We start from the raw sequence: 989 nt of genomic DNA on the forward strand, positions 1-989 counted from the left end.
CTAGTGGTGCTGATCGCCAACCTCATCCGCCAGTCTGTGGCCGCCGCACAGGAGGCGGATCATGAGCCCGGACCCCGACATCCTCGCGCCGACACTCTCCGACAAGATCCGGGCCCGTCATTGTGACCGTCAGGCGGTCGTCTATGTCCGCCAGTCCACCCTGCGGCAGATCGAGCACAACCGGGAATCCACCCGCCTGCAATATGCCCTGACCGATCGTGCCTGCCAGCTCGGCTGGCGACCCGAGCAGATCGTGGTCATCGATGACGATCTCGGCCGGTCCGCCGCCTCGGCTCTCGACCGGCCGGGCTTCCAGCGCCTGGTGGCCGAGGTCGGCTTTGGCCATATCGGCCTGGTGCTCGGCATCGAGGTCTCGCGCCTGGCACGCTCGTGTCGCGATTGGCATCAGCTGCTGGAGATGTGCGCCCTCTTCGACACCCTGATCGGCGATGCTGATGGCATCTACGACCCCAGTCTCTACAACGATCGCCTGCTGCTCGGCCTGAAGGGCACCATGAGCGAGGCGGAGATTCACATTCTCAAGGCGCGCATGCTCGAGGGCCGCCGCGCCAAGGCCCAGCGCGGCGAGTTGGTGCTGGGGCTGCCCCGCGGCTACGTGCGCAAGCCATCCGGCGAGGTCGCACTCGATCCCGACGAAGAGGTGCAGGAGATCATCCGTCTGGTCTTCACCCTCTTCGAGCGGAGGCGCTCGGTCAGCGGCATCCTGCGCTATCTCGTCGACCACGACATTCGCCTGCCGGATCGCATCCGCCGCGGGCCACACAAGGGCGACGTGCACTGGACCCGGCCCAATGGGCAGACGCTGCGCGACATGCTGCGCAACCCGCTCTATGCCGGCGCCGTGCGACCTGAGCTGCCAGAGGCTCACCACACCTGGGTTCTGGCAGCGTAAGGCCTGATAAGGAAGGAGTGCTTCATACGAGAGAAGACCCCATTCACCTGGGTGCTGCTATCCGGCAGTGCGAAGG

Annotated in this window: 1 protein-coding gene; it reads left to right on the plus strand. The window is 65.9% G+C overall.

Translation table 11 applies throughout. The features are described 5' to 3' along the window. Positions 1 to 61 precede the first annotated feature (61 nt). Complete coding sequence (locus FS320_RS44110; protein ID WP_162866332.1) at positions 62 to 913, plus strand: recombinase family protein; 852 nt, start codon at positions 62 to 64, stop codon at positions 911 to 913. Positions 914 to 989: the final 76 nt, after the last annotated feature.

The sequence above is a fragment of the Microvirga tunisiensis genome, assembly GCF_009296175.1.
Classification (GTDB): domain Bacteria; phylum Pseudomonadota; class Alphaproteobacteria; order Rhizobiales; family Beijerinckiaceae; genus Microvirga; species Microvirga tunisiensis.

Coding starts and splice junctions, on each gene's coding strand:
- FS320_RS44110 (WP_162866332.1), top strand. CDS start 62: ATGAGCCCGGACCCCGACATCCTCGCGCCGACACTCTCCGACAAGATC.